Annotated in this window: 12 protein-coding genes; 10 read left to right on the top strand and 2 right to left on the bottom strand. The window is 69.7% G+C overall.

The window, feature by feature from the left end; genetic code table 11:
- Positions 1 to 74 precede the first annotated feature (74 nt).
- The 6 genes from Q7C18_RS14465 to Q7C18_RS14440 all read left to right on the top strand — a co-directional run bounded on the left by Q7C18_RS14465 (position 75) and on the right by Q7C18_RS14440 (position 7,277).
- Positions 75 to 1,928, top strand: coding sequence for an AMP-dependent synthetase/ligase (locus tag Q7C18_RS14465; protein WP_311025967.1), 1,854 nt, complete (start codon positions 75 to 77; stop codon positions 1,926 to 1,928).
- A gap of 108 nt (positions 1,929 to 2,036) precedes the next feature.
- Positions 2,037 to 2,501: a hypothetical protein gene (locus Q7C18_RS14460; protein ID WP_201791141.1), complete on the top strand. Its 465-nt coding sequence runs from the start codon at positions 2,037 to 2,039 to the stop codon at positions 2,499 to 2,501.
- A 108-nt stretch (positions 2,502 to 2,609) separates the two neighbouring features.
- Entirely contained in the window at positions 2,610 to 3,521 is a 912-nt protein-coding gene (locus Q7C18_RS14455) for a TatD family hydrolase (protein WP_396954376.1), read from the top strand.
- Positions 3,518 to 4,405, top strand: coding sequence for a 16S rRNA (adenine(1518)-N(6)/adenine(1519)-N(6))-dimethyltransferase RsmA (gene rsmA / locus Q7C18_RS14450; RefSeq protein WP_311025966.1), 888 nt, complete (start codon positions 3,518 to 3,520; stop codon positions 4,403 to 4,405). Before Q7C18_RS14455 ends, rsmA begins: the two co-directional genes overlap by 4 nt.
- A 127-nt stretch (positions 4,406 to 4,532) precedes the next feature.
- Entirely contained in the window at positions 4,533 to 5,522 is a 990-nt protein-coding gene (locus Q7C18_RS14445; RefSeq protein ID WP_311025965.1) for a 4-(cytidine 5'-diphospho)-2-C-methyl-D-erythritol kinase, read from the top strand.
- 192 nt (positions 5,523 to 5,714) lie between these two features.
- Complete coding sequence (locus Q7C18_RS14440) at positions 5,715 to 7,277, top strand: NCS1 family nucleobase:cation symporter-1 (RefSeq protein WP_311025964.1); 1,563 nt, start codon at positions 5,715 to 5,717, stop codon at positions 7,275 to 7,277.
- Between the two features lie 3 nt (positions 7,278 to 7,280).
- Here the strand turns inward: Q7C18_RS14440 and Q7C18_RS14435 are convergent, their stop codons facing one another.
- Complete coding sequence (locus Q7C18_RS14435; RefSeq protein ID WP_311025963.1) at positions 7,281 to 8,255, bottom strand: DMT family transporter; 975 nt, start codon at positions 8,253 to 8,255, stop codon at positions 7,281 to 7,283.
- 70 nt (positions 8,256 to 8,325) lie between these two features.
- Between Q7C18_RS14435 and Q7C18_RS14430 the strand changes: the two genes are divergently transcribed.
- From Q7C18_RS14430 to Q7C18_RS14420, 3 genes are all read left to right on the top strand, one after another.
- The gene (locus tag Q7C18_RS14430; protein WP_070161444.1) at positions 8,326 to 8,880 is read left to right on the top strand and encodes a CGNR zinc finger domain-containing protein; all 555 of its coding nucleotides are present in this window, start codon (positions 8,326 to 8,328) and stop codon (positions 8,878 to 8,880) included.
- A 57-nt stretch (positions 8,881 to 8,937) separates the two neighbouring features.
- Positions 8,938 to 10,848: an ABC-F family ATP-binding cassette domain-containing protein gene (locus Q7C18_RS14425; protein ID WP_311025962.1), complete on the top strand. Its 1,911-nt coding sequence runs from the start codon at positions 8,938 to 8,940 to the stop codon at positions 10,846 to 10,848.
- 183 nt (positions 10,849 to 11,031) lie between these two features.
- Complete coding sequence (locus Q7C18_RS14420; RefSeq protein WP_311025961.1) at positions 11,032 to 12,858, top strand: calcineurin-like phosphoesterase family protein; 1,827 nt, start codon at positions 11,032 to 11,034, stop codon at positions 12,856 to 12,858.
- A 163-nt stretch (positions 12,859 to 13,021) separates the two neighbouring features.
- On the opposite strand, the gene Q7C18_RS14415 is transcribed toward Q7C18_RS14420, so the two are convergent.
- Positions 13,022 to 13,303: a pyrimidine/purine nucleoside phosphorylase gene (locus tag Q7C18_RS14415; protein WP_311025960.1), complete on the bottom strand. Its 282-nt coding sequence runs from the start codon at positions 13,301 to 13,303 to the stop codon at positions 13,022 to 13,024.
- Between the two features lie 177 nt (positions 13,304 to 13,480).
- On the opposite strand from Q7C18_RS14415, the gene Q7C18_RS14410 reads away from it, so the two are divergent.
- Positions 13,481 to 14,986, top strand: coding sequence for a PucR family transcriptional regulator (locus Q7C18_RS14410; protein ID WP_311025959.1), 1,506 nt, complete (start codon positions 13,481 to 13,483; stop codon positions 14,984 to 14,986).
- Positions 14,987 to 15,013 lie beyond the last annotated feature (27 nt).

Genomic DNA, 15,013 nt, shown 5'->3' with positions numbered 1-15,013 from the left:
CGCTGTCCTACCAGGAAGTAACTTTTGTCGTTCAGCTCACATCCAGGCACCCTCGCAGGGCTATAGTGTCTGCCGTGACTTCCACCGCACCCCTCACCGAGGCCACCACTGAACACGTCGTCCAGCTGGACCCGAGCATCAACGTCACCCACGGGGTGCTGGCCCTGTTCGAGGCCTCGCCGGCGCACCCGGTCTACGCGGTGCCCAACGGGTCCGGCGGGTGGGTGGACGTCACCATCCGCAGCTTCGTGGCCCAGGTCCGGGCGGTGGCCAAGGGGCTCATCGGCCTCGGCGTGGAGCCCGGCCAGCGGGTGGCCGTCATGTCACCGACCTGCTACTCCTGGGCGGTGATGGATCAGGCCATCTGGTTCGCCGGAGGGGTGTCCGTGCCGATCTATGAGACCAGCTCCCCGCGTCAGGTCGCCGATGTGCTCGCCGACTCGGGTGCCGTGCTCGCCCTCACCGGCAGCGAGGACATCGCCGCCACCGTGCGCCGCGCCGTCGACCTGGCGGCCCAGGAGAAGGACGGACCGGCGGCCCGCATTCCGGTGCGCGGCATGCGTACCCCCCGGGATCTGGAGGCCATCGTCGACCACGGCACAGGCGTCGACGACGTCGCCCTGGAGAGGGCCCGCACCACGGCGCGCCTCAACGACGTCGCCACGCTGGTCTACACCTCCGGCACCACCGGGCGCCCCAAAGGGGTGCGGATCACCCACCGCAACCTGGCCGAGGGAGCGGCTAACATCGTGCCCTTCGCCCGGGAGATCCTTGGAGCGGGCACCTCCCGGACCCTGATCTTCCTGCCGCTGGCCCACGTGCTGGCCCGCGCGGTGCAGCTGATCTGCCTGCACCACGGCGTGCAGGTGGCCCACAGCCCCAGCACCTCCACACTGCAGCAGGACCTGGCCAGCTTCCGGCCCCGATGGCTGCTCGGTGTGCCCCGCGTGTTCGAGAAGGTCTACCACGGGGCGGCAGCCGCCGCTGAGGCCTCCGGGAAGGGCCGCGTCTTCGAGGCCGCCCGCCGCACCGCCGTGGAGTACTCTCAGGCCCTCGACGCCGCCGCCGCCGGGCGCGGACCCGGACCCTCAGCCGCGCTGAAGGCCCGCCGCGCGGTGTTCTCCCGCCTGGTGTACTCCAAGCTCCATGCTCGGCTCGGCGGAAGCGCCGAGTACATGATCTCCGGGGCGTCCCCGCTGAACGCCGAGATCGCCCACTTCTTCACCGGCATCGGCGTGCCGGTCAAGGAGGGCTACGGACTCACCGAGACGACCGCGCCCATCACGCTCAACATCCCTGGGGCGACCCGGATCGGGTCGGTGGGCCTGCCGGTGCCGGGCTGCACCGTCCGCATCTCCGACGACGGGGAGGTCCTGCTGGCCGGACCGGTCGTCTTCGACGGCTACCACCACGACGACGCCGCCACCGACGAGGCCTTCGTGGACGGTCTCTTCCGCACCGGGGACCTGGGCGCGCTCGACGCGGACGGGTTCCTCTCCATCACCGGACGGAAGAAGGAGCTGCTGGTCACCGCCGGAGGCAAGAACGTGCACCCTGCCCCGCTGGAGGAGACCGTCCGAGCCCACCGCCTGGTGGGCCAGGCCGTCGTCGTGGGCGATGACCGCCCCTTCGTCTCCGCCCTGGTGACCCTGGACGCCGAGGCGCTGCCCGCCTGGTGCGCGGAACAGGGCATCGGGGCGCTCAGTCTCACCCAGGCCGCCGCGGACCAGCGCGTGGCCGCGGCGATCCAGACCGCGGTGGACCAGGCCAACGCCGCCGTTTCCCGGGCCGAGTCCATCCGGAAGGTGCGCATCCTGGACGCTGAGCTCAGCGAAGACTCCGGGCACCTGACGCCGTCGATGAAGCTGCAGCGGCACAAGGTGATCGCCGACTTCTCCGAGGAGATCGAGCAGCTCTACGCCGGCTGAGGTCGCTCCACGGCGACTCGCGCGCACCGTCGAGGTCGCCTGCGAGCGACCCCAGGAGACGCCGCGCGACGGATGGTCGGCGGGATCCGGCTCCGTAGCGTGGAGTCCATGAACACCACGCACAGCTTCTCCACCCCTTCGACCTCCTCGACGCCGGGTGCCGCCGACCGGCCCCCGCTGCCTTGGCTGCTCATCCTCGGACTCGGCGCCGTGGCGCTGGTCCGCCCGCTGCTGCACATCACCGGACTGAGCAGCGCCCCCGGTGTGGCCGCCGGCGCCGTCGCCGTGAGCGCCACCCTCGTCATCTCGGTGATCTGGATCGCCGTCGTCGTGCTGGCGCGCGTGCAGCGGCCCCTGCTGACGCTCGTGCTGGCCGGTCTGACGTATGCGGTGCTGAGCATGCTGCTCTCCGCGGTCCTGTCTCCGCTGCTGGACGGCGAGCTGCAGGGGCCCTTCGCCCACCCGATCGCCATTCCGGCGGTGCTGATCGTCAACCTGATCTGGGGCGCGATCACCGGAGCTGTGGCCGCAGGCCTCCGCCGCGTGATCGACCAGCGACCGAGCCGCCGCTGATCCGCCCTTGCCCGGGGTGCTGGCTTGCCCGGGGTACTAAGCTGGTGGGTTGTGAGTGAGACCCGCCAGCAGACCACGGTGACCCCGGGGCAGACCCCGCAGGCCTACATCCCCGACGCCGACCGCCTCCCTGAGGCCGAGCGGCCGGTGCGCGACGCCGCCGAGGAGAGCTCGGGTCGTCGTCGTCGCCTGGAGTACCCGCCCGCGCCGGAGCCGCTGGACGTGCCGGTGATCGACAACCACGCCCACCTGGACTTCCGAGACGGCCAGGTGGCCGTCTCCGTGGAGGCCGCCCTCGACGCCGCCGAGGCGGTCGGGGTGGCCGGCGCTGTCTGCGTGGGCTACGACCTCGCCTCCTCCGAGTTCTCCGTGACCGCGGCCGCGGCGGATCCGCGGGCCAAGGCCGCCGTCGCGCTGCATCCCAACGAGGCCCCCGAGCTCACCGCCGCCGGGGAGTTCGACGACGCCTTCGTCCGCATCGCCGAGCTGGCCGCCGATGAGCAGGTCGTCGCCGTCGGGGAGACCGGGCTGGACTACTTCCGCACCGGGCCCGACGGCGTGGCCGCCCAGCAGGAGAGCTTCCACCGGCACATCGAGCTCGCGGTCGAGCGCGGCCTGGCGATGCAGATCCACGACCGGGACGCCCACGAGGACGTCGTCGCGGTGCTGCGCGATGCCCCCGCGCTGCCCCGGTCGGTGGTGTTCCACTGCTACTCCGGGGACGCCGAGCTGGCCCGGATCTGCAACGCCAACGGCTGGTACATGTCCTTCGCCGGCACGGTGACCTTCAAGAATGCCGGTCATCTGCGGGAGGCCCTCGACGTGGCCGACCCCCACCTGATCCTGGTGGAGACCGACACTCCCTTCCTCACCCCGCACCCGTATCGGGGTCGGCCGAACGCGCCCTACCTGATCCCGCAGACCATGCGGCTCATGGCCGAGGTGCGGCAGACGGAGCTGGACGCGCTGTGCCAACAGGTCATGCTCAACACCGTCCAGGTCTATGGGAGCTGGACGTGAGCGGCGGCGGCCCGGAGCTGCTCTCCGCCGCCCACATCCGGGACCTCGCTGAGGGACTCGGCGTCCGCCCCACGAAACAGTGGGGGCAGAACTTCGTCATCGACCCCAACACCATCCGGCGCATCGTCGGTCTGGCCGAGCTGCGCGGCGATGAGCATGTGCTGGAGGTCGGGCCCGGGCTGGGCTCGCTGACCCTGGGACTGCTGGACGAGGCCGCGAAGGTCACCGCCGTGGAGATCGATCCCGCCCTGGCGGGGCAGCTGCCCGAGACGGTGGCGCTCATGCGGCCGCAGCGCACCGAGGCGCTGCGCGTGGTGCCGGAGGACGCTCTGCGGGTGGAGCCCGAAGCGCTGCGCTGGGAGGACGACGGGCCCGAAGTGCTGGTGGCCAATCTGCCCTATAACGTGGCAGTGCCGGTGGTGCTGCAGCTGCTGCAGGTGCTGCCCTCATTGCGCAAGGGCCTGGTCATGGTCCAGGAAGAGGTCGCCGATCGGCTGTGCGCCGGCCCGGGCTCCAAGATCTACGGAGTCCCCAGTGTGAAGGCCGCCTGGGACACCCGCATGCGGAAGGCCGGGGTGGTCGGCAAGAAGGTCTTCTGGCCCGAGCCGAGGATCTCCTCCGGTCTGGTGCGCTTCGACCGGGTCGAGCCGGTGTCGCAGGCCGTGACCCGCCAGGAGGTATTCGCCGTGATCGATGCCGCCTTTGCCCAGCGGCGCAAGACGCTGCGCGCCGCGCTGGCGGTGTTCGCGGGGTCCGGCGCCCGGGCGGAGCAGATGCTGCGCACCGCCGGGGTGGATCCGCAGGCCCGCGGTGAGACGCTCGACGTCGGTGCCTACACCCGCATCGCGGAGGCGCGGCGGCAGCTTCCCGAAGACACCGCCTGACCGGACGGCGGCGGTCGGAGCAGATCTGCGGGTGCGTCAGGCCCAGACGGTAGAGTGCGGAGGCACCCAGAGACGTGGTCGCCCTCGGGCCGAGGGGCGCTGAGACGCGAAGGATGGAACACGCATCATGAAGGACAGCGAATTCTTCGGGCATGTCACGGCCGTGGCCCCGGGCAAGGTCAACATGAGCCTGCGCGTGGGCCCTCCCCGCGCCGACGGATACCACGAGGTGGCCACCCTGTATCTGGCGGTGGGGCTGACCGAAGAGGTCACGGCAGCCCCCCGGGAGGATGAGGCGATCACCGTCAGCCTCTCGGAGCGCTCCGCCTTCAGCGACGTGCAGCTCCAGGACCCGGACACGGGGGAGACGGTCACCGCGGCGATCCCCGTCGACGAGTCCAATCTGGCGCACCGGGCGGCGGCGTTGCTGCGTGAGCGGCTGGGGCACCGTCGGGGAGTGGACCTGACCATCACCAAGAACGTGCCGGTGGCCGGCGGAATGGGGGGCGGCTCCGCGGATGCGGCGGCGGCCCTGGTGGCCTGCTCCGCCCTGTGGGAGGCCGGCCTGTCCAAGGAGCAGCTCGCGGAGATCGGTTCCGCGCTGGGTGCGGACGTGCCCTTCGCCATCCTCGGCGGCGCCGCCGTCGGGCAGGGGGTGGGGGACGAGCTCTCGCCGCTGCTGACCCGCGGGGATCTGCATCTGGTGATCGTGCCCTCCAACACGGGCCTGTCCACTCCGGAGGTCTATCGCCGGCTGGACGCGATGCGGGAGGAGGCCGGAGTCCAGGCCGAGGAGCCGGCGCTCGATCCGGACCTGGTGCGAGCGGTGTGCACCGCCGATGCGGAGCTCGTCGCCGCCCTGATGGCCAATGATCTCCAGGCTCCGGCGGTGAGCATGATCGGCTCTCTGGAGGACATGATGGACGTCGGCCTGGTGGAAGGGGCCCTGCAGGGGATGGTCTCCGGATCCGGGCCGTCGGTGCTGTTCCTGGCCCGCGACGCCGAAGCCGCCGGGCAGCTGGCCACCCGGCTGGAGGAGCGCACCTCGGTGTGGGCGATCCCGGTCAGCGGGCCTGCGCCTGGGGCGCATCTGCTGACGCACCGCGCCGGTGAATGAGCCCGGTGGCGCCCGTCTGAGATCACGCCGCGCGCCCTCTTGACGCACCCCGTGTGAGGCAGATTACACTCGTCTTCACATCATGGACCTTAGTTTTCACATTGCGGAAACATGTCCTGTGACAGTCTGAGCCTCGTCATGGCTCTGCCGGGACACGGCATGAGCAGCGAGGCAGGCCGGCGAGGAGGCGCGATGACCAGGGGCAGAACTGAGGGCGCAGGCGGGACGGCCGGGGGACGGGGTGCGGATCAGACCGCCGGTCCGATGCGCGAGGCGACCATGGGCGACGGCGTGGACTGCGCCGAGGCCTTCGACGTCGCGGCGGCGGATCCGGACCTGTGCAATGAGAGCCTGGCGCCCCTGTCGCAGTCGCAGCGGCGGTGGGGCGCATTCGAGATCTTCAACGTCTGGTCCAATGACATCCAGTCGTTGGCCGGCTATACGCTGGCTGCCAGCCTGTTCATCGCCGCCGGCATCAACGGATGGTACGTCTTCGCCGCGATCCTGCTGGCCGGATTCATCATCCAGGGTCTGGTGGACCTCAGCGGCAAGCCGAGCGTGAAGTACGGATTCCCGTACCCCGTGCTGGCTCGGGCTTCGATGGGCGTCCGGGGTGCGCAGTTCCCTGCGCTGGTCCGAGCCGTGGTGGCCATCTTCTGGTACGGAGCGCAGACGTACTTCGCCTCCACAGCGATCGCGCTGGCGCTCAACGCCCTGTTGGGCTCGCCCGGCGGTGCCACGCTCCTGGGCATGGACGGGGTCTCCTGGGCCTCCTATGTGCTGGCCTCCGCCCTGCAGGTGGCGCTGTTCATCGGCGGGATCGAGAGGATCGGTCGATTCCTGAATATCGCCGGCCCGGGGGTCTATCTGGTGATGATCGCCCTTCTGGTGGCGATCTGGATCCAGGTGGGGGCGGACCTGCCGCACGCGGTGGCCGGGGTCTTCTCCCGGGACGAGGTCACCGGATGGGCGGCGGTCAGCGCCTTCGTGGGAGTCACCGGAACCATGGTGGCCTATTTCGCGGCCGTGGTGATCAACTACGGGGACTTCGCCCGCAACGTGCGCAGCCACCGGGCCATGCGGATGGGCAACTTCCTCGGGCTGCCGGTCAGCTTGGCGCTGTTCACGTTCCTGTCGGTGTTCATCACCGCCGGAGCGTATGTCCTCTACCAGGAGGGTCAGGGGACTCCGATGACGAACCCCACCGACATCGTCGCCGCCGTGGACAACACTCCGCTGACGGTCCTGGCCGCGGTGACCTTCCTGGTCGCCACCCTGGGGATCAATGTGGTGGCGAACTTCATCCCGCCGGCCTACTCGCTGTCGAACCTGGCACCGCGGCACATCAACTTCACCCGGGCGGGGTGGATCACGGCGGCGGCGGGCTTCCTCATCGGGGCCCTGTGGGTCTCGGTGATCTCCGAGTTCGGCCTGCCGATGTTCGTGGACACCCTCGGAGCCCTGCTGGCGCCGCTGTACGGGATCATCGTGGCCGACTACTACCTGGTCAAGCACCAGAGGATGGACGTCCAGCAGCTGTACTCCTCGGATCCCGAGGGGCTGTACTGGTACCAGAAGGGGTGGAACGTCCGGGCCATCTTCGCCTTCTCCGTGGCCTCGGTGCTCTCGATCATCCTGGTGTGGACGCCGCAGCTGGACGACTACAGCGGCTTCGCCTGGATCCTCGGTGCCGCCGTCGGAGGGCTGCTTCACCTGGTGGCCATGCGAGCCAACCGGCTGGCCTCGGCGTCGTAAGGCTCAGGTGCGCGCCGCCGCCGGGGTGGTCAGGTCGGGCTGGACCCGGGGACGGGAGGGTTCGTCCAGCCGGATGCACACCACGCCGGCGAGGATGAGCAGCCCGCCGAGGAGCTGAATGATCGCCGGCAGTTCGCCGAGCAGCAGCCAGGCCCACGCCACAGCGAAGAGCACCTCCGTGAGTCCGACGAAGGAGGCGAGCTTGGCCTGCAGGCGCCGGGCTGCGATGACCCCGGTCGCATAGGCGACGCCGGCGGCGATGATGCCGAGCCACAGCACCGGCACCCACCACGGCACCACGGCCCCGGCCAGCGGGACGTCGTCAGCGGCCATCTCGAAGGGCACCGCACCCAGGGCTCCGGCCAGCGCCAGGGCGGCGGCGCCCAGCAGCATCGCCAGCGAGGTGAACGCCAGGGGCGGCAGGCCCGTAGACTCGTCGGCGCCGACCAGGAAGAACACCGCCAGACCCACAGCGGCCAGCAGCCCCCACAGCACCCCGATCATGCTGATCTGCGCGTCGCTGAAGACGTCCAGCACCAGCAGCAGGCCGGTCAGAGCCAGGCCGATGCCGGCCAGGGTCAGAGCCCGTGGCGTCTGGCTGCGGACCGCCCAGAGCCACAGCACCACCAGGATCGGGCCCAGGTACTCCAGCATGAGCGCGACGCCGACGGTGAGGTGGGTGACGGCCAGGAAGAAGAACAGCTGACAGCCGGCGACCGCCAGGGCTCCGAAGAGTGCCACATGGACCCACGTGCGACGGCGGCGAAGCAGCTCCCAGTGCCCGCGCATCTCCACGGCCGCCAGCGGGAGCAGCACCAGGGCGCCGATGAGGATCCGCAGTGTCACCGCCGCGGCGGGGGACCAGCCGGAGTCCAGCAGCCCTTTGGCCACACCGCCGGAGGACCCGAAGGCGACGGCCGAGAACAGGGCGATGAGCAGGCCGACGGCGAGCCGGCGTGAGGAGACCTGGTTGGCCACGAATCCTCCTATCATGAGTGTGAAGTAGGGACGTCAGTGATGGTAGACCGCACGGAGATCACGTACAAAGATGACTTTCACCCATGATGTAGATGTCGCGCTGGCCAACGCCGCCGCCCTGGTGAACACCGCACCGGAGGTGGTGCGCGCCGGGGCCGCCCCGCGGGAGGGCCTGCCCAACGTCGCTGCCCTTGATGAGTTTGTGGAGCAGTGGCGGTGGACCGGCAGCCGTACTCACGACGCCGACGAGCTGCAGGGCGTCCGCCGGTTCCGGGAGGATCTGCATGCGGTCTGGTCGATGGACACCGAGCAGGCGGTGGAGCAGGTGAACACCTGGCTGGCGGAGGCGCAGGCGCTGCCGCAGCTGGTCATCCATGACGACTTCGGTTGGCACCTGCACGCCACCGCCTCCGAGGCGCCGCTGTGGAGGCGCATGGCGGTGGAGGCCGCCATGGCGCTGGTGGACGTGATCCGTGCCGAAGAGCTGGACCGCCTGCGCGTCTGCGCGGCGCAGGACTGTGCGCAGGTGCTGGTGGACCTCTCGCGGAACCGCTCCCGCCGATTCTGCTCGGTGACCTGCGGCAACCGGCTGGCGGCGGCGGCCTACCGCAGCCGCCGGGGGTGAGGCGGTCGTTTCCTGCCGTTTGGGTCCAGCCCGGGCCAGTGGGGTAAGTGTTAACGCATGGCGCATCTCCTCGGAGCCGAAGGGCTCAGCATCACGTTCGGCACTCGCACCGTCCTCGACGACATCACCCTCGGCATCGACGCCGGGGACAGGATCGGCATCGTGGGCCGCAACGGGGACGGGAAGTCCACCCTGATGCGCCTGCTCGCCCGCCAGTCTGAGGCCGACTCCGGCCGGGTCACCTGGCGCGGTGGGGTCTCCGTGGGCTTCCTGGACCAGTCCGACGTCCTCGACGGGGAGGCCAGCATCCGCCAGGCGGTGGTGGGGGACGTGGCCGACCACCAGTGGGCCTCCGACCCGAAGATGCGGGACATCGCCTCCGGACTCCTGGGAGGTCTCGACTGGGAGCAGCCTGTCGGCGCGCTCTCCGGCGGGCAGCGGCGCCGAGTGGCACTGGCGAAGCTGCTGATGAGTGACCACGATGTGCTCATGCTCGACGAGCCCACCAACCATCTCGACGTCGAGGGCGTCGCCTGGTTGGCGCAGCACCTGAAGACCCGATGGAAGGCCGACGAGGGTGCCTTCCTGGTGGTCACCCACGATCGCTGGTTCCTCGATGAGGTCTGCACGCTGACCTGGGAGGTCCATGACGCCACGGTGGAGTCCTTCGACGGCGGCTATGCGGCCTACACGCTGGCCCGCGCCGAGCGGGACCGGGCCGCCGCCGTCGAGGAGCAGAAGCGTCAGCAGCTGGTGAAGAAGGAGCTGGCGTGGCTGCGCCGCGGCGCCCCGGCCCGGACGTCGAAGCCGAAGTTCCGCATCGACGCCGCCAACGCCCTGATCAACGACGTTCCCGAGCCGCGGGACACGGTGAGCCTGAAGAAGATGGCCACCGCCCGGCTGGGCAAGGACGTCCTCGACCTCGAGCACGTGGGGCTGACCGTGGACGCCGAGGGCGGGCGCAAGGTCCTCTTCGACGACGTCACCTTCCGGCTGGGCCCGGGGGAGCGGGTCGGCGTCGTCGGCGTCAACGGCGCGGGCAAGTCCACCCTGCTGAAGCTGCTGGACGATCGGATCCGCCCGGACGAGGGCCGCGTGAAACGCGGGAAGACCGTGCGCACCGCAATCCTCTCCCAAGAGGTCGAAGAGCTGCGCGACCGCGCGCACATGCGGGTCCACGAGGTGATGACCGAGGAGAAGCAGGTTTTCGAGGTCGGCGGCAAGGAGCTCTCCGGAGGCCAGCTGCTGGAGACCCTCGGGTTCAGTCGGAGCCGCCAATGGACCCCGGTCGGGGACCTCTCCGGCGGCGAGCGGCGGCGTCTGCAGCTGCTGAAGCTGCTCACCGGCGAACCGAACGTGCTCATGCTCGACGAGCCCACCAACGACCTCGACACCGACACTCTCGCCGCCATGGAAGATCTGCTCGACGGCTGGCCCGGCACCCTGGTGGTGGTCAGCCACGACCGCTACCTGCTGGAGCGGGTGACCGACCATCAGGTCGCCCTGCTGGGCGACGGTGCCCTGCGGGCTCTGCCCGGCGGGGTGGAACAGTACCTGCGCATCCGGACCGGACAGGAACCGGTGCCGGGGGCGGCCACCCGGACCTACCGCGGGCAGTCCACCGCCCAGGCGGCGGCGGTGCCCGGTGCGACGACGAACACCGCAGCATCGAGCACTGGGGTGTCCGCCGCTGCGGCGAGCTCGTCGGCGCCCGCGGGGGCACAGGCGTCCGGCTCGGGCGCCTCCGAGGCCCAGAAGCGGCAGGCCAAGAAGCAGATGGCGCGGATCGAGAAGCAGATGGAGAAGCTGGGGGAGCGCCAGCAGCAGCTGCATGACGAGATGGCCGCCGCCTCCGAGGCCGTGGACCTGGACCGGCTGCGTGCCCTGCAGGCCGAGCTGGACGACGTCGACGCCCAGCTCGCCGAGCTGGAGGAGACCTGGCTGGAGGCCGGCGAGCTCGTGGAGTGAGGTCCTCCACCGTGTCATGTCCAGGTGGTGCTCAGCTCCTGGTCACGCATTCTTCACCGCTGGTCACATCAGTCTGGCCAGGGATTGGCCTGTCGTTCACGTGCGCACGTCAGAGTTGTCGAGGCCCCAGGGGCTATCAGCCCGGGGCGACTCTGACCAGCAGTGACGAAAGGAACGACGATCGTGGATCTCTTACGCGTCCGAGTCGCACGACCCGCCGCGACGGGTGCGGTGCTGGCTGCGGCTGCCCTGCTCGCCGGCCCGGCCGCCGTCGCACAGGGTGACAGCACGACGCAGTCAGACAGCACATCGCCTGGCACCACACAGGCCGGTTCCGGGTGGAACGACGATGCCTACCGGGGTGAGGTCGAGGTGATTCCGGGAGATGACGAGGCCGCGGATATGGTCTCCGGCGTGGTCTTCGAGGACGCCGACCGCAGCTCCACCCACGACGACGGAGAGAAGGGCGTGGCCGGCGTCCAGGTCTCGAACGGGCGCGACGTCGTCACCACGGACTCCCACGGGCGCTACGAGCTGCCGCTGGAGGACGGCATGGACGTCTTCGTCACCCAGCCGCGCGGGTATCAGGTGCCGGTGGACGAGGACAACGTCGCGCAGTTCGCCTACACCCACATGCCCCAGGGATCGCCCGAGCTCGAGTACGGCGGCCTCGAGCCCACAGGCCCGGCTCCGGAGGCCCTGAACTTCCCGCTGGAGAGGGACAAGGACGCCAAGCACCCACATCAGAGCTGCGTCATCGGCGGGGACGTGCAGACCTATGACGAGGACGAGGTCGAGTACGCACGCGCCGGCGCGTTCTCCGACCTCGCCGCCCGGGAGGACTACAGCTCATGCGGCGCCCTGTTCATCGGCGACGTCGTCGGTGACGACCTGGCGCTCTACGACAGCATCCGGGAGCTCTCCGGAATGCTCAACGGGCCGGCCCGGTTCCTCCCGGGCAATCATGACCTGGACTTCGACGCCGAGTCCCGCGAGCACTCGGTGGACACCTTCCGCGCCCAGCTGGGGCCGCAGTACTACTCCTACGACGTCGGCAAGCTCCACGTCGTCGCGCTGAACTCCATCGAGTACCCGGTCGGCGACGGGTACAACGGGGCCCTCGGCGAGCGGCAGCTCGAGTGGCTGCGCCGGGACATCGCCGAGGTCCCCGAGGACCGGGCGATCGTTCTCGCCACGCACATCCCGCTGCTGAACTTCGCTGACCAGGGCAGCGACGTCCACCAGGTCGACGAGGTCGCCGAGATCTACGAGATCCTGGAGGGCCGAGAAGTCATCACCGTCGGTGGGCACACCCACAGCATCGAGAACCTGCACGCCGGGGACAGCCTCACCGGGTGGGAGGAGACCTTCGGCGTCGAGGAGCTGCCGTTCACCCACCTGACCGCCGGGGCCATCTCCGGAGACTGGTTCTCCGGAGAGATGCTCGACGAAGGCTATCCGACGGCGATCCAGCGCGACGGCGGAGTGCCCGGGGTGATCACCCTCGAGGCCCGCGGCGAGCACATCACCGAGCGGTTCACCGCCCGCGGAGACGACGGCTCCACCCAGATGAGCCTGGGCCTGAATACCCCGGCCTACCGTGACTGGTTCACCGCTCACGAGGACGACGCGGGAGAGGCCCCTGAGTTCGAGTCTCCGTTGGAGGTCCCGCAGGAGGATCTGGGAGAGGCATGGCTGACCGCCAACTTCTGGATGGGCGGCACAGGATCCACCGTGGAGGTCTCCCTCGACGGGGGCGAGCCGGTGGAGGCCGAGCGCACTCAGCAGCTGCAGGGCGAGGGACAGCTGGTCGGTGCCGAGCACTCCGACCCGACGGCGGTGCAGCAGCAGCTGGTCCACGGCGGCAGCATCGCGGACCGGAGCATGCACCTGTGGCGCCTGGACCTGCCGGAGGACCTGGCGCCGGGCACCCACTCTGCTGAGGTGACTGCCACCGACGTCCACGGCGAAGAGTTCACGGACACTGTGGAGTTCGAGGTCGTCGACTGAGCCCGCAGAGCCGGTTTCTCGGGGTCACTGGCTGTTCCCTCCTGCACGACCCAAGAGGCACCTCCGACGTTCCGAAGGAACGTCGGAGGTGCCTCTTGTGGGGCGGGGAGCTCAGTGTCGCCCGCCCACCGCGACCGAACGACGCGCGGTCACAGAGTGCCGATCAGGTGTAGGGGCAGACGTAGGCGACGGTGTCCGCGATGCGCACGGTGAAGGACTCGTCGCCTTCGATCTGGAAGGACTCACCTTCGGTGTATGTCACCCAGTCGTCGCGCCCGGGAAGGCGGACGTCCCAGGTTCCGCGGACCAGGATCATCCACTCGCGGGTCGGGGCTTCGAAGGTCCATTCGCCGGGCTCCATGACGCCCACGGTGAACTTGCCCTGCTGGTTGGCGAACTCCAGGCTGCGCACCTGGCCGTCGTAGTACTCGTTCTGGCCAATCATCGATCGTCCTTTCCGAATGCTCGGATCTTCATGCTGACAATCGCACGCTACGGGAGCACCCTCGGCGCAGCCATCGCCGTGGTGTACAGGGCTATCCACGTGAATATACGTCAGGGAGTCCAGCCGCTGGCATGACGGCCCTCGCAGGCCGTCTGGAACGCCGCTAGCATGACCGGCATGACCAGTGACCATGGCCTGACGATCGCCGAACTCGCTGAGCTGCCGGAGGTCGGAGCATCCATCCTGTATGCCGGATCCGATGGTTCAGCGAGAGTCGGGCTGGCCTGCGCGATCGATATTCCTGACCCCACCCGGTGGATCGAGGGTGGCGAGCTGGTGGTGACCACGGGAGCGGCGCTCGGCACGGACGAGGGCGCATGGACGTCCTACGTGCAGGGAGTGTCCACTTCGCGGGCCGTGGGTCTGCTGCTGGTGGTGGGCCCCAGCCTGCCGTTGCAGGAGGTGCCTGCCGGCCTCATCAGCATCGTCCAGGCGCATGAGCTGCCGCTGCTGGTGGCGCGGCATCGGGCGGCGCTCACGGACATCATGCGAGCCATCAATGCGCGGGCATTGGAGTCAGAGCGCACCGACTACCAGGAGTCCTATGCGCTGCAGGTGCGTCTGACGGCGATCATCACCCGGGGAGGCGGTGTCGATGCGCTGCTCCGCGAGTGGGCGGACTCCACAGGGGAGACCGGGGTGGTCAGTGACCGCACAGGGCGTGTCATCGCCACCACTCCCCAGGTCTCGGGAGACCCTGCTGTCTTGGCGTCACTGGCGCGGGACCGGCACCCGCCCCTGGGCCTGACCGAGACGGTGCGGCTCGAAGGGGAGAGCTACGGCGTCGTGCCGCTGGCGGGCGAGCTGACGATCCGCGGTTTCCTGGTGACCGAGGCCCACCACACCCAAGTCGCCCAGCTGGCTCTGCCTACCCTGACATCACTTCTCGCGCTGGAGTTCGAGCGCCGGTGGTTCCTCGGCGAGGGGGAGCGTCGGCAGAGAGCGCAGAACGTCTGCCGTCTGCTAGGGATGACGACGGAATCGGGGGCGCGGAGCTTCCTGCGCAGCTTGGGTCTCGGCACCCCGAGTCTCTGGGGCGTGGTGGTCGGTGCCGCGACGGAGACCCAGGCCGAGGTGGTCCTGGATGATCTCGCAGTGGTGCTGGCGACGCCGCTGCTCCGTCACCGGGGGAAGACCGTCGAGTGTCTGGCCGCGACGGACCCCGTCCGGCTGCTGCGCGGCTACGGGTTCGACGGACCCGTCGGAGTGGGCACAGCCGCCGAGCCTGGACGTGCGGCGGTCACCATGCGCCAGGCGGCGGCGGCCATGGAAACCAGTCGCCGGACCGGCGGGCTGATCAGCTACGTCGACGGCGCGTCCCACCGGTTCCTGATGGAGGTGGCTGATCCGGAGTATCTGGCGGCCTTCTCTGCCGGGGTCCTGGCCCCCATCGAGTCCTCGGCTCAGGGGGAGGTGCTCCTGGAGACGTTGCATGTCTGGCTGCGGGAGGGAAGGTCGCTCGAAGCGTGCGCCGCACGACTGGGGGTCCACCGGCACACGGTGCGCAACAGGATCCATCGCGTGATGCAGCTGACGGGTTCATCGCTGGACACCACAGATGCTCAGACGGAGCTGTGGCTGGCTTTGAAGGCCCGCGGGATGGACGAGGGCGGGACGAGCTGATGTCTGCCGACACCGGTTGCACGATTG

It is taken from the genome of Nesterenkonia sp. CL21 (assembly GCF_031705515.1).
GTDB lineage: Bacteria > Actinomycetota > Actinomycetes > Actinomycetales > Micrococcaceae > Nesterenkonia > Nesterenkonia aethiopica.
Note: the sequence above shows the minus strand (reverse complement) of the source record. Positions and strands in the feature narration are given on the sequence as shown.

Coding starts and splice junctions, on each gene's coding strand:
- Q7C18_RS14460 (WP_201791141.1), top strand. CDS start 2,037: ATGAACACCACGCACAGCTTCTCCACCCCTTCGACCTCCTCGACGCCG.
- Q7C18_RS14445 (WP_311025965.1), top strand. CDS start 4,533: ATGAAGGACAGCGAATTCTTCGGGCATGTCACGGCCGTGGCCCCGGGC.
- Q7C18_RS14440 (WP_311025964.1), top strand. CDS start 5,715: ATGACCAGGGGCAGAACTGAGGGCGCAGGCGGGACGGCCGGGGGACGG.
- Q7C18_RS14430 (WP_070161444.1), top strand. CDS start 8,326: ATGACTTTCACCCATGATGTAGATGTCGCGCTGGCCAACGCCGCCGCC.
- Q7C18_RS14425 (WP_311025962.1), top strand. CDS start 8,938: ATGGCGCATCTCCTCGGAGCCGAAGGGCTCAGCATCACGTTCGGCACT.
- Q7C18_RS14415 (WP_311025960.1), bottom strand. CDS start 13,303: ATGATTGGCCAGAACGAGTACTACGACGGCCAGGTGCGCAGCCTGGAG.
- Q7C18_RS14410 (WP_311025959.1), top strand. CDS start 13,481: ATGACCAGTGACCATGGCCTGACGATCGCCGAACTCGCTGAGCTGCCG.